The following is a 20,829-nucleotide window of genomic DNA, read 5'->3' on the forward strand; positions in this document are numbered from 1 at the left end:
GTGGTGGGTGCGGACCGCCGATCCTGAGCCGAGCGCCTCCGGACGCCCGCTCGTCCAGCTCGACTGTGTGCTCGGAGAGTCACCCGGTCGAAGCCGGAGATGGTCGGCCCGGTCAAGAGCAGTCGCATGGCGGAACCCTGTGGTCGGCACACAGGGTTAGGGTCGCGGCATGGATCTCACTGCTGGGGCGCCGGTGCGGTACAGCACGCCCGCGGGGCGTTGGGTGCTGCTGGCCACCGTGCTCGGTTCCAGCCTGGCCTTCATCGACTCCACGGTTGTCAACATCGCGCTGCCGGAGATCGGTCGTGACCTGGGCTCGGACGCCGCCGGCCTGCAGTGGACGGTCAACGGGTACGCGCTCAGCCTGGCCTCGCTGGTCCTGCTCGGCGGGTCCCTCGGCGACCGCTACGGCCGCAAGCGGATCTTCCTGCTCGGCGTCTCCTGGTTCGCGCTTGCCTCGTTGTTGTGCGGCCTCGCCCCCGACGTCGAGGTGCTGATCGCCGCGCGGGTTCTCCAGGGGATCGGCGGCGCCCTACTCACCCCGGGTGCGCTGGCCATCCTGGAGGCGTCGTTCGCGGCCGAGGACAGGTCGCGGGCCATCGGGGCGTGGTCGGGGCTGGGCGGCATCGGCGGCGCGATCGGCCCTTTCCTGGGCGGCTGGCTGGTCGAGATCGGCGACTGGCGGTACATCTTCCTGATCAACGTGCCCCTGGCCCTCATCGTGCTGCTGATCGCGGCCAAGCACGTGCCCGAGTCGCGCAACGCGGCGGCGGCCCGGCAGATCGACTATGCGGGCGTGCTCACCGGCGCGGCCGGGCTGGCCGGTTTGACGTACGGCTTCACGGCCTGGCCGGAGCACGGGCCGGGCGACCCGATGGTGCTGCTCTCGTTGGCGCTCGGCGCCGGCGGAATGGTCGCCTTCGTGCTGGTCGAGCGGCGGTCGCCGCACCCGATGCTGCCGCTGCGGATCTTCGGCAACAAGGCGTTCAGCGGGGCCAACCTGGTCACGTTCCTGGTCTACGCGGCCAACGGCGGGGTGTTCTTCCTGTTCGTGGTCAACCTGCAGGTCGTCGCCGGCTTCACGCCGCTGGCCAGCGGGATCTCGCTGTTGCCGTTGACCGCGCTGATGCTGGTGCTCTCGGCCCGCGCGGGCGCGTTGTCGCAGCGCACCGGTCCGCGGATCCTGATGACCGTGGGCCCCCTGATCTGCGCCGTCGCCCTGGTCATGATGTCGCGGATCGGCGCCGGCGCCGGCTACTGGGTCGACGTGCTGCCCGCGGTGGTGATCTTCGGGCTGGGCCTGTCGACGCTCGTGGCCCCGCTGACCGCCACCGCGCTGGGGGCGCTCGAGGACTCGTACGCGGGGATCGCCTCCGGGGTCAACAACGCCGTGGCCCGGGCGGCCGGTCTGCTCTCGGTAGCGGTGCTGCCGCTGGCGGCCGGGCTGGGCGGCGGCAACCTGACCGACGCGGGCCAGCTTCACCCGGTGTATCGCAACACCATGCTGATCTGCGCGGGCCTGATGGTGGCGGGCGCCCTGCTGGCCTACCTGCTGGTGCCGCGCCGGCTGCCCGCGCACACCCCGGCCCGCTCGTTCTGCGACCCGTGCGCGCCGCCCGTGCAGTCCCCGGAAGGGGTCAGAAGTGCGCGGTGACCGTGCAGACTCGGGAGTCGGTCAGAAGTGCGCGGTGATGGTCCGGTTCGGTCCGTCGACTGTCATGCGGCCCCCGTACGGAAGGATCCACTGCGGCGCCGTATGTCCGAAATCGATCCCGAAGACGACCATGGCTGACGGGTTGTAGACGGCCAGCGCCTTGAGCACTGCCGCCCGCTGGTCCTCGCGATACCTGGCGCGTTCCCCGGCCGGCGCGGGCGCACCGAAGACGGCCGCCTTGGCCGTCGCCACCAGCACGGCCGGAAACTGCTGGAGCAGGCCGCGCTCGCCCGCGTTGCGCAGCATCCGGAACACCTCGACGGCCGGTGGCATCTCCTCCGACGTCTCGAGCAGCAGGATCGACCCGGCGTAGCGTTCGGCGGGCAGGATCCACCGGCCCGCGGCCAGGTTCCAGTGCAGGATCTCGAGGTTGCCGCCCCACGTCGGGCCGGTCACGACCGAGCCGGGCTGGTGCCAGACCCAGCCGGGGCTGGGCACGGTGGGCTGCGGTGTGTCGAGCGACGCCGGGTCGGCCCAGTCGGACTCCTCCTCGCTGAACTCCGCCACCTCGGTGATCGGCAGATCGGTGGTCTCGAAGAGCGCGGCTCGCAGCGAGGTCAGGTGGGCGGGGTGCAGGCGGCGGGTGAGGTGCACCATCGTCGAGCCGCCGTGATAGCCGGCCACGCCGTGCGTCCACAGCCAGTTCAGCAGGTTGGTGTTGTCGGAGTAGCCGAAGTACGGCTTGGGGTCGGCCCGGAACGGCGCCGGGTCGAGGTGCGGCAGGACGGTGATCTGGTCGTCGCCGCCGATCGAGGCGAACACGGCCCGGATCGTGGGATCGGCGTAGGCGGCCATCAGGTCGGCCGCGCGGTCGGCGGCGGGCGCCCCGGGCGTACGGGTGGTGGGGAACTCGACCGGTTCGAGGCCGAGGTCCTCGCGGATGCGGCGCAGGGCCCGTTCGTGGGTGGCGGGATAGACCCCGGGGCCGGCCCACGAGGGTGAGACGACGGCGACGCGGTCGCCGGGCTGGAGTTTGGCGGGAGCGTCCATGCTCCCGATCCAACTCTCAGATCATCCCGGCCCGAAGCGCATATGCCACAGCGTGGGACCGGTTGCGCAGTTTGAGCCGGTGCGTCACGCCGTAGATGACGTTCTTGACGGTCCGCTCCGAGTAGCAGAGCTTGCCGGCGATCTCGTTGGTGTCGAAGCCGTCGGCCATCAGCCGCAGCACGTCGATCTCGCGCGGGGTCAGGCCCGAGGCGTTCAGCCCGTTCGGGGTGAGCACGTCGCGCTGCATCCGCTCGACGTGTTTGAGCAGTTCGCCGACCAGGTTGGGGGGCAGCACCCCACCCCCGCAGGCGGCGGCCTTGACGCTGTGCGCCAGCCGGTCGGCCGAGACCGCCCCGCGCGGCAGGATCGCCACCACGCGGCACTCGACCGCGGTCAGCAGATCGCCCTCGTCGATCTCGGACACCACCAGCACGACCGGCGCGGTGGTTTCCGCGTTGGCCCGGCGCAGGGTGGCCACCACCTCGGTGCTGAGCCGCTCGGCCGCGACCACCAGCACGTCGGCTTCGGACCGCTGGGCGTTGCGCAACACCGTGAGGTCACCGCGGAACTGGAGCAACGCGGCGAGACCGGCGTGACTGAGCGGGTCCGTCGCCTGCACAGCGACCCGGGTCTGTTCCATGGCTGCCTCCCCACTACGTCAGGGAAGTCAGTGTCGGAAACGGGCCTTCAGGGAACCTTCACGGATTCTTCATCGCACACCGGTGGCCGATGAACCAGTTCAGCAGAGGCCGGTGGCAGTGCGGAAGGACGACGGCTCATGAGTGCCCGTCCGTGCGGTTTGTGTTATCCATTGACACCCGGCCCGTCTCCCTCAATGTTGACAGCAACCGACCCGGGAGGACACGTGGCGAACGTGCGCGTCAGCGTGCTCGGGCCGGTGCGTGCCTGGATCGACGAGCGCGAGGTCGAACTCGGGCCGGCTCGGCAGCGGGCGGTCTTCGCGGTGCTGGCCGCGCACGCGGGGCGGGTCGTGGGGCGCGACGAGCTGATCACCGCGATCTGGGGCGACTCGGCGCCGGTCACCGCCGTGGGCAGCATCTACACGTACGTTTCGGGGCTGCGCCGCGCGCTCGGTCAGGCCCACCTGAGCACCGGGTCGGGCGGCTACCAACTGCGGGTCGAGCCCGGCGACCTCGACTCGGCCCGGTTCCAGCGGTTGCGGACGGCCGCGGCCGAGCTGCTCGCGGCGGGCGACGCGACCGGCGCGGTGGCCCGGCTCGACGAGGCGCTGGCCCTGTGGCGGGGTGACGCGTACGCGACCCTGGCCGGCCCGTTCCTCGAGCTCGATCGGCAACGGCTGGCCGAGCTGCGACTGGCCGCGGCCGAGCAGCGGGCCCGGCTGCGCCTCGAGGCCGGTGGCGACGACGGGCTGGTCGCCGAGCTGACCGCGCTGGTCCGCGACCATCCGCTGCACGAGCCCCTGCACGAGTTGCTGATGCGCGCGCTGCACCGGGCCGGGCGGCACGGCGAGGCGCTGGAGGCGTTCCGCACGGCCCGCCGCACGCTCGTCGCCGAGCTGGGCATCGAGCCGGGCCCGGCGCTGCGCGCGTTGCAGCGGCAACTGCTCTCCGGGTCCGGCGATCGCGAGGCGGGCCCGGGTCGCCCGGGCCAGGAGCAGCGCACGGTGGTGCCGACGCCGATCGCCAAGGCGTTGCGCGACGGTCTGGGCGCCCGCTCATGGGTGGGCCGGGTGGCCGAGATTGATCATCTTCGTGGTCTGGTGCGCGCGGTCGCCGCCGGGACCGGCAACGCGGTGTGGATCTCCGGCGAGCCCGGCATCGGCAAGACCGAGCTGCTCACCCACGCGTTCGCCGACGCCGCCCGCTTCGGCTGCCGGGTCGCCTGGGGCGCGGCCGACCAGCTGGGCTCGCGCGTGCCGCTGCAGGTGCTGTCGCGGGCCCTGGGCCTGGGCACGGGGGCCGAGCCGGTCGACGACCAGATCGTGGCCGCCGTGCGCTCGGCCTGCGCCGCCGGCCCGCTGGTGCTGGTCGTGGACGACATGCAGTGGGCCGACAGCGCCACCGTACGGGTCTGGGAACGGCTGCTCGGCCTGGTCGGCAAGCTGCCGCTGCTGCTGGTCGCGGCGGCCCGGCCCGACACGCACCAGGCTGATCTGCGCCGCAAGGTCCTGGCCCGCCAGCGCATGCCGCTCGATCTGGGCCCGCTGGCCCCGGCCGACCTCGACCGCATGGTGGCCGCCCTGGTCGGGGCCCCGCCCGGCGAAAATCTGCGCGCGATCGCCGCCCGCTCCGGCGGCAACCCGCTCTTCGCCCGCGAGCTGGTGGCGGCGCTGCGGCAGCGGGACGCGGTCGAGATCAGCGGCGGGCGGGCCGACATCGGTCCCGAGGTGACCGTCGACCCGCCGCAGACCCTGCTCGACGCGGTACACGCGGCGCTCGACGTGCTCTCCCCCGAGACCCGCGAGGTGCTGCGGCTGGCCGCGCTGCTGGGGTCGGAGTTCTCGGTCAGCGAGGTCGTGGCGGTGACCGGGCGTTCGGCGCTCGACCTGGTGAACGCGCTGGAGGAGGCGCTGGCGGCCGCCGTGCTGGTGGACAGCGGCACCGACCTGGCGTTCCGGCACCCGTTCCTGCGGCAGGCGCTGGTCGCCAGCGTGCCGCCGGCCCTGCGCGCGGGTCTGCACCGGCACGCGGCCGAGGTGCTGGCGGCCGGGGGCAGCCCGCTCACCCGGGTCGCCGAGCAGCTCAACGCGTCGGCCCCGGTGGTCGACTCGTGGGTGTTGAACTGGCTGGTCACCCACCACGCGGCGGTGGTGCGCCGGGCGCCGCAGATCGCGGGCGACCTGATCCGCCGTACGCTCGCCACCGAGCTGCCGTCGGCCGAGGAGCGCGGCGTGCTGCTGGTCGCCCTGGTCCGGCTCGAGTTCCGGCAGGGCCGCACGCCGATGAACCAGGCCGAGGAGGCGATGAGCCTGGCCGCCGACCCGGGCGACCGGGCCGAGATGCGGCAGTTGCTGGCCACGATGCGCCACCGCCGCGGCGAGACGGCCGAGGCCGTGGCGATGCTGCGCGACGCGGCCGACGACGAGCGGGTCCCGGCGATCTGGCGGACTCGGCACCGGGTGCTGCTGGCCAACATCCGCCGTGGCGACCTGGACGACCTGGACGCGGCCGAGCGGCGGGCGCGGGCCGTGCACGACGAGGCGCAGGCGGCCGGTCAGCCCTACGAGACCGCGTTCGCCCTGCAGACGATCTGGCTGACCAGCTCGATCCGGCGTGATCACGAACGCGCGCTGGAGCATGTGGACCGGGCGCTCGCGGTGGTGCGGGACGAACCGGCGCTGGCCGACACCTACGTCGACCTGCTCGACAACCGGCTGTTCTCGCTGCAAAATCTCGACCGGCTCGACGAGGCCCAGGAGACGCTGCGCACCGCGCCGGCCGGCTTGCAGGTGGCGGCGGCGGTGCAGGACTACTGGCTGGGCCGGTGGGACGAGGCGCTGACCGAGGTCGGCGCGGTCACCGAGGACGGTCCGGGCGTGACGTTCCACGGCCGGCGCGAACCGGGCGCAGTGACGATGCTGGTGCACGGGGTGGCGGCCCTGATCGCGCTGCACCGCGACGCCCCCGATCTGGCCGCGGCCCACCTGGGCGCGGCCGACGCCGTGCCGGCCAGCGAGGCCGAGCGCGAGAACTGCGACTTCCTGCTGGTCGCGCGGGCGCTGGCGGCCGAGCAGCAGGACCGGCCGGCCGAGGCGCTCGATCTGCTCGGCCCGCTGCTGCAACCGGCGTACGCGCCGATGATGCTGCGCCACCAATGGCTGCCCGACGTGCTGCGGCTGGCCCAGCGGCAGCGACGTCCGGACGTGGCCGAGCGGGCCGCCACGATCTGCGCGACCGAGGCCGCGCGCGAGGTCCGGCCGGCCCGGGCGTATGCGGCCAACTTGCGCTGCCAGGCGCTGCTGCTGGGCGATCCGGCCCCGGCCCGGGCCGCCGCCGCGCACTATCGCAAAGTCGGCCGGGTGCTCGAGCTGGCGTCCGCGCTGGAGGACGCCGCGCTGCTCAGCGGGGAGCGTCCCGAGGAGGCGCGGCGCTTGTTCGCCTCGATGTCGGCGCGCTGGGACGTCGCGCGCACATCGACATCCATGGTTTGATCCTGTTCGGAGCGCCGGTTTCGCGTATCGAAGGTTTTGATACACGTTCGTTATTGCGCGGCTCTGCGCTCATGCCTTGACAGAAAAAGTTCGATAGTGCGTGAATGTGTTTCCAGGTGGTTACTCCCCGGTGTCACATCCACCACTAAGGAGCTCTGTCATGAGCGTTTCCCCCGGCCGCTGGCGGCCGGCGGCCGCGATTTTCGGTGCGGCCCTTCTCTTCCTCAGCGCCTGCGCGAAGTCCGAGGACGACGGCACGGCATCGTCCGGCGCGGCCGCCCCCTCGGCCGGCGCCCAGGTCGTGCAGTCGGCCAGTGCGGGCGGTCCGACGTGCACGCTCGACCAGTACGGCGGCACCAAGATCGACCTGAAGACGGCGAAGGTCGGCTTCTCGCAGTCGGAGAAGGAGGCGAACCCCTTCCGCATCGCCGAGACGCAGTCCATCAAGGACGAGGCGGCGAAGCTGGGCATCACCAGCCTCACCACGACCAACGCCAACTCGCAGTTCAACAAGCAGATCAGCGACGTCGAGCAGATGATCGACTCGGGTGTGCAGCTGCTGGTCATCGCCCCGCTCAACTCGGACGGCTGGGACTCCGTCTTCGCCAAGGCGTCGGCCAAGAAGGTTCCGATCATCACGATCGACCGCAAGATCAACGCCACCGCCTGCAAGGACTACCTGACCTTCATCGGGTCGGACTTCGCCGAGCAGGGCAAGCGCGCGGCCGACGAGATGGCCAAGGCGATGGGCAACAAGGGCAAGGTCGCGATCCTGCTCGGCTCGCCCGGCAACAACGTGACCACGCTGCGGACGAGCGGCTTCAAGGACCAGATCGCCAAGATCGCGCCGGACATTCAGGTCGTCTTCGAACAGACGGGCAACTTCTCGCGCGAGGAAGGGCAGAAAGTCACCGAGCAACTACTGCAGTCCAACCCGGACATCAACGGCATCTACGGCGAGAACGACGAGATGGCGCTCGGCGCCATCACCGCACTCAAGGGTGCCGCCAAGAAGGCCGGTGACGTGAAGGTCGTGTCGATCGACGGCACGAAGGGCGCAGTGCAGGCCATTGTGGATGGCTGGGCGTCCGCGGTGATCGAGTCGAACCCGCGTTTCGGCCCCCTCGCGTTCGAGACCGCGACCAAGTTCTTCGGCGGTGAGCCGGTCGGCCAGGACATCATCATCCAGGACCGCCAATACGGCACGGACAACGCCAAGACGGACATCAGCTCCGCTTACTGAGCGACGGGCCCGGGTGGCGAACGAGGCCATCCGGGCATTTCCGCGCAGGCAAGAAACATAGAAGTTCGTCTATTGCTGGCTCGTGTGCGATCACGTCAGTATGTGTGCATCCCCGCACGGCTCACTCTTTCGAAGGAGAGAGAACGTGACTGCACATCCCCGGAGGCTTCTCGCCCTCGCCGTCGCGGCCCTCACGGCCTGCGCCGGCTTAGTGGTCACCGCCTCGCCCGCAGCAGCGTTCGTCCCGAAGACGCCCCCGCTGACCACCCCGTGGACCAACCAGGTCAGCACGACCAACCCGCTCCCCGAGTACCCCCGCCCCCAGCTGACCCGCACCGACTGGCAGAGCCTCAACGGCATCTGGCAGTTCGCCGGAGCGTCGAACATCAACACTCCGCCGACGGGTCAGACCCTCGGTGAGGAGATCCTCGTGCCGTACCCGATCGAGAGCGCGCTCTCCGGGATCATGCGGCGTCAGGACTACTCGTACTACCGCCGCACGTTCACCGTCCCGGCCGGCTGGTCGGGCCGGAACGTGCAGCTCAACTTCGGCGCCGTCGACTGGCAGTCCAAGGTGTGGGTCAACGGCACGCTGCTCGGCACTCACGAGGGCGGTTACGACAAGTTCTCGTACGACATCACGAGCGCGCTGCGCAGCGGCAGCAACGAGATCATCGTCGGCGTCTGGGACCCCACCGACGGTCAGGACATCCCGGTCGGCAAGCAGCGCCTGAGCCGCGGCGGCATCTGGTACACGCCGTACTCGGGAATCTGGCAGACGGTGTGGCTGGAGCCGACCAACTCGGCCCGCATCACCCGGCTCGACACCACCCCCAACGTGCCGGCCGGAGGGCTCGACCTGGTCGTGCAGGCCGCCAACGCGGGCGGTCAGCAGGTCACCGCGCAGGTGCTCAACGGCGGCACGGTCGTCGGTTCGGCCACCGGCACGGTCGGCTCGTCGTTCCGGATCCCGGTGCCCAACGCGCGCCTCTGGACCCCCGACGATCCTTTCCTGTACGACTTGCGCGTCACGCTGGCCAGTGGTGACGCGGTCGGCGGGTACTTCGGCATGCGCTCGCTGGGCAAGGCGATGCTGGGCGGGGTGCTGCGCCCGACGCTCAACGGCAAGTTCGTCTTCCAGCTGGGCACGCTCGACCAGGGCTACTGGCCCGACGGCATCTCGACCGCACCCACCGACGCCGCCCTGCGCTTCGACCTCGAACAGCAGAAGGCACTCGGCTTCACCATGGTGCGCAAGCACATCAAGGTCGAGAACGACCGCTGGTTCTACTGGGCTGACCGGCTGGGCCTGATGGTCTGGCAGGACATGCCCGCACTGGCCAGTGGCCGCGAGCCGTCGGCGGTGGGACGCACCCGGTTCGAGAAGGAACTCAAGGAGATGATCGACGAGCACAAGGGCATCACGTCGATCGTGCAGTGGGTGCCCTTCAACGAGGGCTGGGGCGAATACGACGCGGGCCGGATCGCCGATCTGGTCAAAAGCTGGGACGCGACCCGGATGGTCAACCACAACTCCGGCTCCAACTGCTGCGACTCCGACCCTGACCCGGGCAACGGCGACGTCATCGACGACCACATGTACGTCGGCCCCGGCATCACCCGCCCGCCGACGGCCACCCGCTTCGTGGTCAACGGCGAGTACGGCGGCCTGGGCCTGCGCGTCGCCGGGCACGAGTGGCCGACCACGGGCAAGTTCGCGTACGAGTGGCTGCCCGACTCCAACGCCCTGACCAGCCGCTACGTGCAGATCACGAGCCGGATGGTCGACCTGATCAACGGCAACGGGTTGTCCGGCTCCGTCTACACCGAGCCGACCGACGTGGAGGAGGAGCTCAACGGCTTCTTCACGTACGACCGGCAGATCCGCAAGATGGACTTCGCCCGCGTCCGTGAGGTCAACACGCGGGTCCTGGGTGCGGCCAACGGCACGACGCTCTCGCTCAACCGGCCCGCCTCGCTGCGCGTCACCACGCCCGGCTACACCAACCGTTACCTGCGGCACGCGGACGGCGCGGCCCGCACCGACGTGATCACCACGTCGAGTTCGACCACCGACCGGCAGGACGCCACCTATTACGTACGGCCCGGCCTGTCCAACGCCTCCTGCTATTCGTTCGAGTCGCGCAACTTCCCAGGGCAGTACCTGCGGCACCGCGACTCCCGGGTGTATCGCGAGGCCAACAACGGCGGGTCCTTCGCCGGGGACGCGACCTTCTGCGCCCGGCCCGGCCTCTCCGGCGGCGGCACGTCGCTCGAGTCGGCCAACTTCCCCGGCCGCTACCTGCGCCACCGCGCCGAGCAGGTGTGGGTCGAGGCGAGCACCGGCGGCTCGTTCAACGACGACGCCACCTGGGCCGTCGGCTTGCCCCTGTGGCGCAGCGGGGCCGACCTGACCGTGGGTCAGAGCCGGTCGTTCCGGGTCACCACGACCGGCTACGACAACCGCTATCTGCGGCACCGTGACAACCTGGCCCGCACCGACGTCATCTCGGCGTCGAGCGCCCAGGTCGACCGGCAGGACGCGACGTGGATCGTCCGCACCGGTCTGGCCGACAACAGCTGCTACACGTTCGAGTCGGTCAACTACCCCGGTCAGTTCCTCCGGCACGCCGGCTACCGGCTGCAGAAGGCGACCAACGACGGGAGCGCGACGTTCCAGCAGGACGCCACGTTCTGCGCCCAGCCCGGCCTCAACGGCGGATCGGGCAACGTCTCGCTCGAATCACTCAACTATCCCGGTTACTACTGGCGCCACTACGGCGAAGCGGTTTACATCGCCACCAACGGCGGTGGCAACACATGGGACAGCGCCGGCAGCTACAACGCCGACGTGACCTGGAACAACGCGGCCCCGCTGGGGTAGCCACAACCGCCGGGCCGGGTGGTTCCCTGACCACCCGGCCCGGCACCGATTGAGGAGCCACTGCATGGCGTTGCTGGAAGTCGTCGACGTCTCCAAGATATTTCCGGGCGTCCGCGCCCTCGACTCGGTCTCCTTCACACTGCAACCGGGCGAGGTGCACGCGCTCGTCGGCGAGAACGGCGCCGGCAAGTCCACGTTGATCAAGGTGCTCACCGGCGTCTACAAGCCGGACGGCGGCGAGCTGAGATACCAGGACGAGGCGGTGCAGTTCGGCACCCCGATGGACGCTCAGCGGGCCGGCATCTCCACCATCTATCAGGAGGTCAACCTCGTCCCGCTGATGAGCGTGGCGCAGAACCTCTTCCTGGGCCGCGAGCCGCGTAACGCGCTGGGGCTCATCGACCGGGGCCGGATGGACCGCGAGGCCCGCGAGGTGCTGGCCGGCTACGGCGTCACCACCGACGTCCGCCGCCAGCTGGGCACGCTCGCGCTGGGCGCGCAGCAGATGGTCGCGCTGGCCCGGGCCGTCATGATCGACGCCAAGGTCGTCATCATGGACGAGCCCACGTCGTCGCTCGAGCCGCGCGAGGTGCAGACCCTGTTCGGTGTCATCCGCGAGCTGCACGCCAAGGGCATCGGCATCGTGTACGTCAGCCACCGCCTCGACGAGCTGTACGAGATCTGCGACGCGGTCACCATCCTGCGCGACGGCAAACTCGTGCACACCGGCAAGCTGGCCGACCTCGAACGCATCAAGCTCGTCTCGCTGATGCTGGGCCGGGACATGGCCGAGGTCCGGCGCGAGGGCGCGACCGCGTTCTCCGGGTCGGCCACCGGCGACGAGCAGGCCGCGCCGGTGCTGCGGGTGCGCGAGCTCAACAGTCGCCACAAGCTGCACGACGTGACCTTCGACGTGCGCCCCGGCGAGGTGGTCGGGCTGGGTGGGCTGCTGGGGGCGGGCCGCAGCGAGACCGTCAAGGCCGTCGGCGGCGCCTACCACCTGGACAGCGGCACGGTCGAGGTGGACGGCAAGGAGCTGAAGAAACCCACCCCCGTACGGGCGGTGCGGGCCGGCGTCGCCGTGCAGCCCGAGGACCGTAAGGCCGAGGGCATCGTGCCCGGCCTCTCCGTACGGGAGAACATCGCCCTGGCCGTACTGCCCCGCGTCTCCCGCGGCGGGTTCGTCTCCGACGCGAAGATCGACGAGATCGTCGACAAGTACATGAAGCGGCTGCGGATCAAGGCGTCCAGCCCCGACCAGGCCGTGGGTGACCTCTCCGGTGGCAACCAGCAGAAGGTGCTGCTGGCCCGGCTGCTCGCCACCGGCCCCAAGGTGCTGCTGCTCGACGAGCCGACCCGCGGCATCGACGTCGGGGCCAAGGCCGAGGTCCAGTCGCTGATCGACGAACTGGCCGCCGAGGGCCTCGGCGTGGTGCTGGTCTCGTCGGACGCGGAGGAGCTGATCGAGGGCTCGGACCGGGTGGTGGTGCTGCGCGACGGCGTGGTGGTCGGCACCCTGACCGGCGCCGAGGTCACCACCGAGGACCTGATGTCGACCATCGCAACGGAGGCCCCCCGTGAGCACTGAAACGATGGCCACCCGGCCCGTCGTCGACGCGGCCAGGATCAGGGCCTGGCTGCCCAAGTACGGCGTCTACGCCGCGATCGTCCTGCTGGTCGTCTACAACATCTTCTTCACGCCGTACTTCGCGACCTGGAGCAACCTGCGCATCCAGCTGATCCAGGTGGCGCCGATCGTGATCGTGGCGCTCGGTATGGCTCTGGTCATCGGCACCGAGGGCATCGACCTCTCGGTCGGCTCGGTGATGGCCCTGGCCGCCGCCTTCATCCCGCTCTATCTCGGGTACGGGGTGGTCGCCGCGATCCTGGTCGCCCTGCTGGCCGGGGTGGCGGTCGGCCTGATCAACGGCATCCTGGTGGCCCGGGTCGGCCTGCAACCGATCGTCGCCACACTGGCCCTGTTCGTCGGCGGGCGCGGGCTGGCCGTCGTGATCAGTGAGGGCAAGCTCGTCGACATCCGCAACGCCGACTTCCTCTACCTCGGCTCGGGCGACCTGCTCGGCATCCCGGTGCTGGTCTGGATCGCGGCGCTGATGGTGCTGGTCGTCGGGTTCGTGGTGCGCCGCACGGTCTTCGGCCGGCGGCTGCTGGCGATCGGGGGCAACCGGCCCGCCGCCGAGCTGGCCGGTCTGCCGGTCAAGCGGGTGCTGATCACCGTCTACGTCGTCTGCGCGGTGCTCGCCTCGATCGCCGGTCTGCTCTCGGTGGCCCGCATCCAGTCCAGCGACGCGTCCTCGGTGGGCCTGCTCATCGAGCTGTCCGCGATCACCGCAGTGGTCGTCGGCGGCACCCCGCTCACCGGCGGCAAGGTGCGCGTGCTGGGCACCGTGGCCGGCGCCCTGCTCATGCAGCTCGTGATCGCCACGATGATCAAGCACAACCTGCAGCCCTCCACCACCGAGATGGTGCAGGCCGTGATCATCCTGATCGCGGTTTACGTGGCCCGAGAGAGGAAGACCCGGTGACCATGACCAACGTCTCGGGACCGGAAACCCCGGCGATCGTCGCCGAGGACGTCCGCAAGGCCGAGCGCACCGACCGCATCGTCGGCACCGTGCAGCGGCAGGGTGCCCTGGCCGTGCTCGTCGTCGTGGTGCTGATCGCGCTCGCGACCTTCCCCAACTTCCGCAGCTTCGACAACGCGGCGACGATCCTGGTCGCGGCCGCGCCGCCGATGCTGATCGCGCTGGGCATGACCTTCGTGATCATCACGGGCGGCATCGACCTGTCGGTCGGCTCGCTCTACGTGCTCGGCGGCGTGCTGGCCGCGTGGGCCTCGCAGTACGGGGTCCTGGCCGCGTTCCTGCTGCCCCTGGCCGTGTGCGGGGCGATCGGACTGGCCAACGGGGTGATCATCGCGTACACCCGGATGGCGCCCTTCATCGTGACGCTGGCCGCCCTGCTGGGCGCGCGCGGGCTCATGCGGGCGATCAGCTCCGAGGGTTCCGAGACCTACCTGGTGCAGAGCGATGCGTTCCGCAAGCTGGGCAACGGCTCGTTCCTCGACATCGGCTACCAGGTCTGGCTGGTCGCGGCGCTGGTCCTGATCGGCATCGTGGTGCTGGCCCGCAGCCGGTTCGGCGCCTCGGTCTACGCGGTCGGCGGCAGTGAGGACGCGGCCAGCCTGATGGGCGTGCCGGTCCGCCGTACGAAGGTCTGGGTCTACGTCCTGTCCGGCCTGCTCGCCGGGCTGGCCGGGGCGATCAACGCGGCCAAGCTGGGCTCGGGCGTGACAGTGCTCGGCGTCGGCATGGAACTCGACGCGATCGCCGCCGTGGTGATCGGCGGGACGCTGCTCACCGGTGGCGCGGGCACGATCGCCGGCACCATCGCGGGCGTGCTGCTGCTGGGCGTGATCCAAAACCTGATCAACCAGGTCGGCAACCTCAACAGCAACTGGCAGCAGGTGATCAGCGGCGCCTTCCTGGCCCTGGTCGTGGTGGTGCAGACCTACCTGGCCCGGCTCCGCAGAGTCACCTGATCACTTGAGGTCGGCCGTGCCCAGCACGTGGCCGTCGTGATCCTGGACCTCTATCCGGCTGACATCGCGCAGCTGGATCGAGCTCGCCCCGATCACCTTGGCGTTGCCGCTCGGCGTGGGCCCCCACACCATTGCCTGCTCGACCAGGCCGGACGCGTTCCGGACCTGGCAGTGGAAGGGGCCCGCGCCGTGCAGCTTGCTGACGTCCAGCGCCACCGAGACCCCCCACGTCTTGGGCGTGAGCACCGCCTGGCCCGCCATGCCGCTGCCCTCGGCCGGCAGGAACCGCGCGGTCACCAGCTCGGGGCTCGGCAGCACCTGCGGCGGCCGGTCCTCCCGGTTGCCGCGCAGCACACCGAAACCGATCGCCACCGCCACCAGCACCACGGCCGCCGCGGCGAGCCAGCGGAAACCGGCCATGCGGCTCTGCCGGGACCGCTCGGCCCGCATGCGGCGCAGCAGATTGTCGATCTTGTCCTGGCTGGGGCGGGCCGACATGCTGACCGGGGCGGCCGCCACCCCCGGCTCCTCCCGATGCGCGTCGGGCAGGCGGCGCAGCAGCTCGGGCACGGCGGCCAGCCGGTCCAGCTCCTCGCGGCAACGGTCGCAGTCGCGCAGGTGGGCGTCGAGCCGTTCGGTGTCGGCCTCGTCGAGACCACCGAGCAGGTAGCCACCGAGCAGCCGGTGCAGCTCATCGTGGTCGGTGCTCACCGCAGCACCCCCATCTCCTCGAACACCGTGCGCAACGCCCGCACGGCGTAGTAGGCCCGGGACTTGACCGTGCCCTCCGGCACCTCGAGCTGGCGGGCCGCGTCGGCCACGCTCTTCCCCTCGTAGTACATGGCCTTGACCACCGCCTGATGGTCGGCCGACAACCGCTCCAGCGCCTCGGCGACCAGCCAGCCCTCGACCATCTCGTCGACGTTGTCGGCCGACGGCATCGCGTTCACCGCGGCCTCGTCGGCGATCAGATGCGGCCGGCGCTGCTCGGCCCGCCACGCGTTGGTGACCACGTTGCGCGCGATGGTCAGCAGGTAGGAGCGGATCCGGCCCGGATCGGGGTCCAGGTGATCGATGTGTTTCCAGGCCCGCAGCAACGTCTCCTGCACGAGGTCCTCGGCGCGATGCCGGTCATGCACATAGCGCAGGACGAAGCTGAGCAGAACCGCATAGTGCTCCGTGTAGAGCGCGGTCATCAGCTCCTCGTCGGGACTTACCCGTCGCCTCATCCGCGCCCGCCTTCTCGAACTCCGGTTCGCCACCACGTTCTACACCGTGACGGTGAACTCGGTTCGATCCGGCACGCCGGGCGTTCACTCGGCTCCCGCTCGGCTGGCGTGCCTTGGGCACAATAAAGGACGATGCCCGGTCCCCCTCGCCGGGACCGGGCATCGCGTCAAACACCGCGCCAGGCGGTCAGCAGTCTCCCGGACCCCCGTACCGGAAAGATCTGGCTGAGATCGGCGCGATCGGATACGTCTTCTCGGCTGTGCTGCGGATGAACATGTCGACCGTCGGGCCCTCGATGAACGAGACGCTCGAAACCCGAGCCGCGTTCTCCTTGGCCGACAGGGTGCCGTTACCCATGTCGGTGCAGGTGACGGACTTCGACGCGGACGCGGCGACCTCACCGAAGACCTGAACCAGACCGGAGCGGTTGAACTTCACGCCCTGCTTGTTCCAGATCTCCTCGGGGAAATACCCGATCCACTCGGTGTCGTAGGCGACCCACCAGCCCTTGTCGTAGTACTGGATGCCGAACTTCTTGGTGACCCCGTACGTCAGGGTGGCGCCCGGCTTGATCGCGCCGTCGGCCTGCACCCAGCCGCAGCCGTTGTAGCACTGGGGCTCCCCGTTGACCCAGTGGAAGACGAACAGGTGCGGGTCGTCGTCGCCGTTGACCACGCGGTCGACAGTCCAGCCGACCTCGACGATCTGCTTCTCGTCGGCCGACTGCAGCGCGATCTCGGCCAGCGTGTGATAGTCGTCGCGGTCGAGTTCGGGCTTGCCGATCGTGACGTTGGCGTAGACCCCGGCGGTGTCGGCGCTCTGCGAGCCGACGTTGTACATGAAGTTGACCTTGCTTTCGGGCGCCTTGAGGCCCAACGGCTTCGGCGGCACGGCGTCGGTCGTGTCCGTCTTGAGAACGGACCTCTTGCCGGTGCGGCCCTTGGGCCCGTATTCCGGCACCGGGATCACCGACCCGTTCGCGTCGGCCGGCGCGGCGGACAGGCCCTGAGCCCGCAGCGTCCTGCTGGTGGCGCCGTTCGCGCCGCGCTTCAGTTTCCGGGGGCGTTCACCCCAGGGCAGCACGGGCGGTTCTTTGATGAGAGGCCCATCGGTCGCGTTGGGGGCGTCAGCGCCGGCCGCATCGGGGGCGTCGGCCGAGGCACTGACCTCGGGCGCGCTCTCGATCTGGTCGGCACCCGCGTTGACCGTGGAGACGACGCCGATGGCGCCGACTACGGCAATCGCAAGGCCGGCGGCCAAGAGACCGCGGCGTGACTTCAACACTTGTCCGTCCTCGTTGATCGGGGGTTCGGAGGGAGCGGGCGAGGTGGCCTCCGGCACCGGTTCTCGGCGGCGACGTCACCATATAGCTTTCTCAATCCCATAGCCCCTGCTCAGTTCGATTTCCGCCTTAACGGCTGAGGCGCTGAGCCGATCCGGTGACCCATCGGCGCATTTCGCTGACGGAGCGTATCGACACGACTCCGGAGGGCGTAGTCGATCAATTGCCAAGAAAGAGGCTAACCGCGCTGAGCTTCTTTCAGGTCCACCGTAGAAGCAGGCACGCGATCATGAAGCCGAGCCTCGGGGGCGCCAATCACGCCACGCCTACCAAAGGGCGCAAATCGAACTCGCGCCGTCGTCAAATGAGAACGCGGCAGCGCGCAAATCGATCCTTGACGCAAAACCCGGGGCAAATCTCCAGGCGGTCCGCCACCCGACCCGGAGTCAGTCACGCGGGGCACAAACGAGCGCACCGCCACGCGACACGCGCGACAGGAGACAGCCCGCCGCCGCGTGACGCTCATCGCCCGCGACACGGCGCGCCCCCGCCAGTCCGACGCACAGCGGCGCGACCAGCACCGCGAACGCCGGCGACTCCGCTTTCGCCCGGCCCGAACCCGGCAAACCCTTTGTGGACAACCCGGCTTCCCGCCTCTTCGGGAGCCGCGATCTCCATCCCGCTCGGGCGGCCCGGGGGTCCGTACGGGTTCCGTCAAGCGGCGAGGGCACGCCTTCTCCGGGTCTGCGCTGGTAAGAAGTCGCGGCGCGAAACGCCGAGCTCCTGTCGGCGGTCTCGCCGACGCCACCCGGCCCGGCGACAACACCCCGGATCATGCGTGCGGCAGGGGCAATAAGCCGTGCCGGGCCGAGCGGCCGAGCAGCGCCCAGCTAGCGACGATCAAAAGGCGAGAAAAGCTCCCACATAACGAAAGACGTTTGACGATCACACCCACAACCCGCCAGCATGTTGACCATGCAGCGGATGGGCATCCCTCTCATCGCCGACCTGGCGATCGATCTGGCGCGCTGCGCCAGCGCCTGCTGTCCCAGCTGACCAGCGTTTCCGCGCCCCTACGGCGCGTGCATGACCCTGATCGGCTGACTTCCCGCCCCTAACTGTGCGAGTTCCGTTACCCTGGACAGCATTGTGGCGGTAAACCTATAGGACTGATAGGCAATGTATGCAAACGGAGGAGCTCCCGTGACCGCCGTCGACACCCGTCTCGACCACCTCGCCATCGCCGGCCGTTTCGCCGCCGCGCCCGACGAGTGGCCGGTCGCGCCCCGGTACAACCCGGTCGACCGCTGGTATCACCGCCTGCACGTGGCCGACGACCACGAGGTGTGGCTGCTGACCTGGCTGCCCGGCCAGGGCACCGAGTGGCACGACCACGGCGGCTCGGCCGGCGCGTTCCACGTCTTCAGCGGCTCGCTCACCGAGGACACGGTGGCCGTCACGCCGGGCCACGCGCCCCGGGTGACGTCGCGTGAGCTGGGCGAGGGGGCCGGCCGCCGGTTCGGCACCCACCACGTCCACCGCATGACCAACCGGTCACCGCGGCCCGCGGTCAGCGTGCACGTGTACGGCCCGGCCCTGACCACGATGACCAAATACCGCATCGGGGCGGCGAGCCTCGAGGTGCTCGAGGTCGAACGGGCCGGCGCGCAATGGTGACCGTGGCCCCGCCCGGCTCGCTGGGCATCGACGAGATCCTGGCCAACGCCCGCAGCCGGCTGACCCGGGTGGGCCCGGCCGAGACGGCGGCCGCGATGGCTCGCGGGGCGGTCCTGGTCGACATCCGCCCGGCCGCCCAGCGGGCCCAGTTCGGCGAGATCCCGGGCGCCGTGATCATCGAACGCAACGTGCTGGAGTGGCGGCTCGACCCGCGCAGCGACGCCCGGCTGCCCTTCGCCGACAGCTACGCACTCGAGGTGATCGTGACGTGCCAGGAGGGCTACACGAGCAGCCTGGCCGCGGTGGCCCTGCAAGACCTGGGCCTGGCCCGGGCCACCGACCTCGTGGGCGGCTTCGCCGCGTGGCGTGACGCCGGACTGCCCACGATTGCCGGCCCGGCCTAACTCTCCGGACGGGCCCGCCGGGGCAGCAGGAACGACAACCCGAAGGCCAGCGCGAGCAGCAGGAACGACACCCCGGTGGTCAGGATCGTCGCGTCCTGGAAGCCGGCCCGGACCTGCTGCCCGGCGTACGCCTGAAGCTCCGGCCCGCCCGGCGAGGACGCCTGACAGCTGGGCGGCGTCACGTCGGGGTCGTCCTCGGCCACCCGGTCGCGCAGGCAGGCCCGCAGACCCCGCCCGGTCTCGAGCTGCTGGTCGCCCGGCACTCCGGCCGTGGTGAGCACCGAACGCAACTCGGCCGACGAGTCGTCCACATGCGACGTGACTTGGCCGGGCAGCAGCGCGAAGAAGATCGTGCCCAGCACCGCGATGCCGAACGCGCCGCCGAGCTGCTGCACCGAGGTCAACGCCCCGGCGGCCGAGCCGGTCTCCTCGGTGTCGACCCCGGCCAGCACGATGTTGAAGAACGGCGCCATCGCGAGGCCCATGCCCGCGCCGATCAGCACCAGGGCCGGGATCAGCCGCCACGGGGTGATCGACGAACCGGCCAGCCACACCGTGAGCATGAAACCGGCCGTGCCCGCCATCATCACGCCCGTGCCGGTGAGCAGCAGTTTGCGGCCGAACCGCTCGCTGAGCCCGGAGCCCGCGGCGACGAACCCGGCGACCGTGCCCAGCGCCTGCGGCAGTGTGGTCAGGCCGGCCTGGAGCGGCGAGTAGCCCAGCCCGATCTGCAGATAGAAGGTGAAGATCAGGCCGGTGCCGATGAGCGCGGCGAAGAACACCATGCCGACCGCGAGCCCACCGCTGAACGCGCGCTTGCGGAACAGGCTCGGCGTGACCAGCGGGTCGAGCCCGCGCCGCTCCCGGCGGCTCTCGTAGATCGCGAACAGGCCGAAGACCACCAGGCCCGCCGCGAGCAGCACGAAGCACCAGGTCGGCCAGCCCAGCTCGCGCCCCTGCACCAGCGGGAAGAGCAGCAGGAAGGCGCCGGCCGCGGCCAGCGCCACGCCCAGCCAGTCGAGGCGGGGCGCCCGTTCGCTCTTGAACTCGGGCAGGAACTTCAGCGCCCCGAGGACGGCGAACAGGCCCAGCGGCAGGTTGATGAAGAAGATCATCCGCCAGCCGGAGCCGAAGAAGTCGGCCTCGACCAGCCACCCGGCCAGGATCGGGCCGCCGACCGACGACAGGCCCATCACGGGACCGAACGCGCCGAACGCCTTGGCCTGCTCGGCCGGGGTGAACATCTGCTTGATCATGCCGAGGCCCTGCGGCAGCATCACGGCGCCGAACAGGCCCTGGACGGCTCGCCCGGCGATCAGCTGCCCCGGGGTCTGGGCCAGGCCGCAGCCCAGCGACGCGAGCGTGAAGCCGGTCGCACCGATCAGGAACAGCCGGCGCCGGCCGAAGATGTCGCCCAGGCGGCCGCCGGTGAGCAGACCGATCGCCATGGCCAGTGTGTAGGCGGCGCCGAGCCACTGGATCAGGCTGATCGACCCGCCGAGCTCGGCCCGGATGGCTGGCCCGGCGATGTTGGTGACAAGCGCGTCGAGGAGGTCCATCACCTCGACAGTGAGGATCACGAAGAGCGCGACCCAGCGCCAGCGGTACGGCGTCCGCTGTTCCGCTGCGTGCTCGAGCACGGCGTCCATTTCACTCCCTTGGGACGAACGGTGTTCGTTGGTTACGAACACCGTTCTACTGGCGAACGGCG

Annotated in this window: 15 protein-coding genes; 9 read left to right on the plus strand and 6 right to left on the minus strand. The window is 70.4% G+C overall.

Annotated features, from left to right (window positions below; translation table 11 throughout):
* Positions 1–169 precede the first annotated feature (169 nt).
* The gene (locus BKA14_RS29075; protein ID WP_184953999.1) at positions 170–1,654 is read left to right on the plus strand and encodes an MFS transporter; all 1,485 of its coding nucleotides are present in this window, start codon (positions 170–172) and stop codon (positions 1,652–1,654) included.
* Positions 1,655–1,675: 21 nt separating this feature from the next.
* Here the strand turns inward: BKA14_RS29075 and BKA14_RS29080 are convergent, their stop codons facing one another.
* Entirely contained in the window at positions 1,676–2,704 is a 1,029-nt protein-coding gene (locus BKA14_RS29080; RefSeq protein ID WP_184954000.1) for a S66 peptidase family protein, read from the minus strand.
* A gap of 16 nt (positions 2,705–2,720) precedes the next feature.
* Positions 2,721–3,344 (minus strand): helix-turn-helix transcriptional regulator, encoded by a 624-nt coding sequence (locus BKA14_RS29085; protein WP_184954001.1) that lies wholly within the window; start codon positions 3,342–3,344, stop codon positions 2,721–2,723.
* Between the two features lie 195 nt (positions 3,345–3,539).
* Between BKA14_RS29085 and BKA14_RS29090 the strand changes: the two genes are divergently transcribed.
* From BKA14_RS29090 to BKA14_RS29115, 6 genes are all read left to right on the plus strand, one after another.
* A complete protein-coding gene (locus BKA14_RS29090; RefSeq protein ID WP_184954002.1) occupies positions 3,540–6,836 on the plus strand; it encodes an ATP-binding protein in 3,297 nt (1,098 codons plus the stop codon).
* Positions 6,837–6,996: 160 nt separating this feature from the next.
* Positions 6,997–8,079, plus strand: coding sequence for an ABC transporter substrate-binding protein (locus BKA14_RS29095; RefSeq protein WP_184954003.1), 1,083 nt, complete (start codon positions 6,997–6,999; stop codon positions 8,077–8,079).
* Positions 8,080–8,224: 145 nt separating this feature from the next.
* Positions 8,225–10,963: an AbfB domain-containing protein gene (locus tag BKA14_RS29100; protein ID WP_203722655.1), complete on the plus strand. Its 2,739-nt coding sequence runs from the start codon at positions 8,225–8,227 to the stop codon at positions 10,961–10,963.
* Between the two features lie 64 nt (positions 10,964–11,027).
* The gene (locus BKA14_RS29105; RefSeq protein ID WP_184954005.1) at positions 11,028–12,551 is read left to right on the plus strand and encodes a sugar ABC transporter ATP-binding protein; all 1,524 of its coding nucleotides are present in this window, start codon (positions 11,028–11,030) and stop codon (positions 12,549–12,551) included.
* On the plus strand, positions 12,541–13,509 hold the full coding sequence (locus BKA14_RS29110) for an ABC transporter permease (protein WP_239093387.1): 969 nt from the start codon (positions 12,541–12,543) through the stop codon (positions 13,507–13,509). The genes BKA14_RS29105 and BKA14_RS29110 overlap by 11 nt, the downstream gene beginning before the upstream one ends.
* 2 nt (positions 13,510–13,511) lie before the next feature.
* Complete coding sequence (locus BKA14_RS29115) at positions 13,512–14,525, plus strand: ABC transporter permease (RefSeq protein ID WP_184957023.1); 1,014 nt, start codon at positions 13,512–13,514, stop codon at positions 14,523–14,525.
* On the opposite strand, the gene BKA14_RS29120 is transcribed toward BKA14_RS29115, so the two are convergent.
* The 3 genes from BKA14_RS29120 to BKA14_RS29130 form a co-directional block, all read right to left on the minus strand.
* Complete coding sequence (locus BKA14_RS29120) at positions 14,526–15,236, minus strand: anti-sigma factor family protein (RefSeq protein WP_184954006.1); 711 nt, start codon at positions 15,234–15,236, stop codon at positions 14,526–14,528.
* Positions 15,233–15,754: a sigma-70 family RNA polymerase sigma factor gene (locus BKA14_RS29125; RefSeq protein WP_184954007.1), complete on the minus strand. Its 522-nt coding sequence runs from the start codon at positions 15,752–15,754 to the stop codon at positions 15,233–15,235. The genes BKA14_RS29120 and BKA14_RS29125 overlap by 4 nt, the downstream gene beginning before the upstream one ends.
* Before the next feature lie 187 nt (positions 15,755–15,941).
* Positions 15,942–17,039: a neprosin family prolyl endopeptidase gene (locus tag BKA14_RS29130; protein ID WP_239093388.1), complete on the minus strand. Its 1,098-nt coding sequence runs from the start codon at positions 17,037–17,039 to the stop codon at positions 15,942–15,944.
* A gap of 1,201 nt (positions 17,040–18,240) precedes the next feature.
* Between BKA14_RS29130 and BKA14_RS29135 the strand changes: the two genes are divergently transcribed.
* Positions 18,241–18,714 carry a cysteine dioxygenase gene (locus tag BKA14_RS29135; RefSeq protein WP_239093390.1) on the plus strand — a complete coding sequence of 158 codons (474 nt, stop codon included), beginning with the start codon at positions 18,241–18,243 and terminating at the stop codon, positions 18,712–18,714.
* Positions 18,708–19,118: a rhodanese-like domain-containing protein gene (locus BKA14_RS29140; RefSeq protein WP_184954010.1), complete on the plus strand. Its 411-nt coding sequence runs from the start codon at positions 18,708–18,710 to the stop codon at positions 19,116–19,118. Before BKA14_RS29135 ends, BKA14_RS29140 begins: the two co-directional genes overlap by 7 nt.
* Here BKA14_RS29140 and BKA14_RS29145 read toward each other — a convergent pair.
* Positions 19,115–20,767, minus strand: a complete 1,653-nt coding sequence (locus BKA14_RS29145; RefSeq protein WP_184954011.1) for an MFS transporter — start codon at positions 20,765–20,767, stop codon at positions 19,115–19,117. The genes BKA14_RS29140 and BKA14_RS29145 overlap by 4 nt on opposite strands.
* Positions 20,768–20,829 lie beyond the last annotated feature (62 nt).

The sequence above is a fragment of the Paractinoplanes abujensis genome (assembly GCF_014204895.1).
GTDB lineage: Bacteria > Actinomycetota > Actinomycetes > Mycobacteriales > Micromonosporaceae > Actinoplanes > Actinoplanes abujensis.